This is a genomic window from Paenibacillus sp. EPM92 (assembly GCF_016586185.1).
Taxonomy (GTDB): domain Bacteria; phylum Bacillota; class Bacilli; order Paenibacillales; family NBRC-103111; genus Paenibacillus_G; species Paenibacillus_G validus.
Map to the genome: position 1 here is coordinate 1 of NZ_BCPS01000089.1, position 2,974 is coordinate 2,974.

Here is a 2,974-nt window from a genome sequence, read left to right on the forward strand (position 1 = left end):
GCAAGTTTAGTTTAGTTTGTTTTTCATCATGTGTCAACATGAATGTTTAAAGTAACCGGTCAATAACAGGAAAAAAAGACGAGTATTGACATCATACCCGCCTTTTCATCTACTTCCTTAACCATTTAAGGCTTTGTGCACGTATAGCTTTCCGCTGCATTTACGTCTCCGGATCCGTTGTATTTCGGCCATTCAGGATAACGGCATGCGGGCCTTGTGCGTCCTACCGTGTTCTTATTGGCATCTGTCGCAACCAATTGATCGGGAGCTTCATTTGATACGACCCACTTATCCAAAGCACCTAGCGTATCCATTGTTGCAGTGAACGGACCGGTGCCGTGACCGTAACCGGGAATTGCGTAGAAACGAACAAATGGATCCAGGCTGGTTTTTCCGAATTCCTTCTCAAGCCCTTCGTAATAGTTGATCGTATTGAAAGGACTGACACCTCCATCGGCAAGGGCCCCTACAAGAATAATCTTACCGCCCTGCTCTTTGAAGCTTTCGATCTTCGTGCTGTTAGAGTTTAGAAGCTCGGATAACTCCATAATCCGCTCTTTATATGTATTCGGATCAAATGTCAACGAATCAAAAGACGGATCTTGTGTGACAAGGTATCTGACATTCGTATCACCGGAAGCTGCGTGAAAAGCATCCCCTCCGACAGGAGTCCACATAGGCGGCTTTGCCGGTACCGGTCTTGTACCCAAATGGAATGCAGATTTATCACCGCCCAGCAGAATTGTGGATTGAGGGAATGAATCAACACCGTTATTAAAGGTGAAATCATAAGGCATTGGCGAACTCATTACCCTTACGGTATGAATCTGGGCATCCGACAGACAGTCATTCCCGGTATCGGCGCCGTCCGGACAACGCAGGGTATTTTCCACCGTTTTTATGGTAAACGTTTCGCTGCATGTTTTCACATCACCGATGATACCGTCCACCACACCGTCCAGACCGTCGCAGGCCTGATATACAGCATCGTTCAGAAGCTTATACTTTTCCGGATTCAACCATCCGGCGCCATCATTTGCATAAAGGGCTTGTGCATATTGGTTGTCCGTGAGATGCAACAGCATCAAATGAACAACTGGATAGAAGGCAATGACACCATCATAATCACCCGGCCACCTCTGGACAACCGTCAATGCTTCCCGGCCGCCTTCCGAACTTCCCGCAAAGTATTTTTGCTCCGGAGCTTTTCCGTAGTGGTTTTTGACTAAAGTTATAGCCACATCATAAGTCTTTTTCAGCTGATCGCCGGCGAAATTATTCAAAGCTTCCTTATTAAGGCCGAAGGAAGCATCGAAAGCAACCGTGCTCTGATGTCCGGAATCACTTCCGAATGTGACATAACCCTGCTTTAAAGGCATCGGAACGCTCGACATTTGACCGGGAGTACCGCCCAAACCTGTAATCAGCGTGCCGTTGAAACCGCCTCCGCCCAGCTGCAAGGTTTTGTGGTTCCATTGGGTCGGCAGGTTGATTTCAAAAAGGATATCCGGCGCGTTCTGATCCACCGGGTGAATGGCGCCGAGCACCTTGCAAAACTCGCCGTTCACATTGCTCTCTTCATTTTCCAGCACCAGAGAGGCCGATTGAATCGTGGCCCCGCTTGTCGGCAAACGAATGTCGGATGCCGGGAGTATCCTTCCATCCAGTTTTGAACAGGCATTCCGCGCAACCGTGAACCCGTATATACGCTCAGCCAGATCATTTGCCTCTTGAAGATCCAGCTTGGCATGAGGATTAACTTTTTCCGAAGAATCCGCTTTTATTACTCCCAGTGTATGTAGATAGCGGACCGGAAGCTCCGCCCAGCCGGCAATTTCTTCTTTATCCGCGAATATTCCTTGATTCGCTTGGTCACCATTGAATCCATCAATCGCGTTCTCCATAACCCGATACAGCATCGTTGAAAGTTCCTGCTTGCTGACGACTGCGTCGGGCCCGAATTTTCCGTCTTCGATCCCCATAACAATCCCCGCAGAGTGAGCCTTATTAATTTCAACGTCATCCGTATCGGTAAAAGGGTTGTGATCCGGATGGATTGTTTTTCCGCTTATGCGTTCATATAACCGTACCGCCAACTTTGCCGCTTCTCCCCTTTGGACAGGAGCGCCATCACTCTCAAGCTTAACCGTCGATGCTGGGTCGTCTCCTGCAGGTGCCTCGGCAAAACCGACAGAGGAAAACATAGGAGATACGGACGAGACCAGGAGTGCCATGGTTAAAAGCAAGGTACATCGTTTCTTTGTTTTCAAACTAAAAGCTCCTCTCCATACTATATAAATCATCCATCTTCAGCACAGTTGCTGCAACTGCTTTCATGTCTGGTGAAAGGTTAAGGCCGTTGAATACTTAACAAGGAAAGCCGGAACCTCTTAGCGTGCAGGAATCCGGCTTTCTTGTAAACGAATCAGAGATACAGCTGCTTGTTGATCGGGATGTTGTGCTCCCGGCAGTAGCTTTCATAGTGGTTGATGTACCACCAGACATCGAGTGTCTCGAGGAAATTGGCATTCTCGTCGTAAAACTCGATCGGTCCTTGAAGCCAGCCGAACAGCTTGACACCATCCGGGTGGTCAGTCACGAGCGTATGCGTCTCTCCCGGTGTTTCGTAGATGAAGTCTCCGGGACCCGCTACCCAGTCATATTCGAGATAGCGGACGCTGCCTTCCAGGCAGAGCATGACCACCGTCCCCCTGTGCCTGTGCGTGCCGATCACGCCCGGTGACTTGATCCAAAGAATGTTGCTGTAGATGTTGTTGCGGACATCGAAGGCTAGATGGCGAATTGCAGCGTTATCGCCGAACGGCACCCATGGGCTCTCCTCCCCCTCTACGAACTTACCCTCGACGCCATGGCGCTTGATCACATCGGCATAGGGCTCGGGGATATCGACAATCTTGTAAGCGGACGGCGGCGCCGTCATCTTCTTATCGGCCGTTTCAGACATATTTATTTT

General features: G+C 49.4%; 2 protein-coding genes. Both read right to left on the reverse strand.

Annotated elements, in window-relative coordinates:
• Positions 1-125 precede the first annotated feature (125 nt).
• The gene (locus JMF85_RS22645) at positions 126-2,270 is read right to left on the reverse strand and encodes a tannase/feruloyl esterase family alpha/beta hydrolase (RefSeq protein ID WP_164751976.1); all 2,145 of its coding nucleotides are present in this window, start codon (positions 2,268-2,270) and stop codon (positions 126-128) included.
• A gap of 155 nt (positions 2,271-2,425) precedes the next feature.
• Positions 2,426-2,974: 2,4'-dihydroxyacetophenone dioxygenase family protein (locus JMF85_RS22650; RefSeq protein ID WP_201318954.1), on the reverse strand; the 549-nt coding region annotated here is incomplete at its 5' end.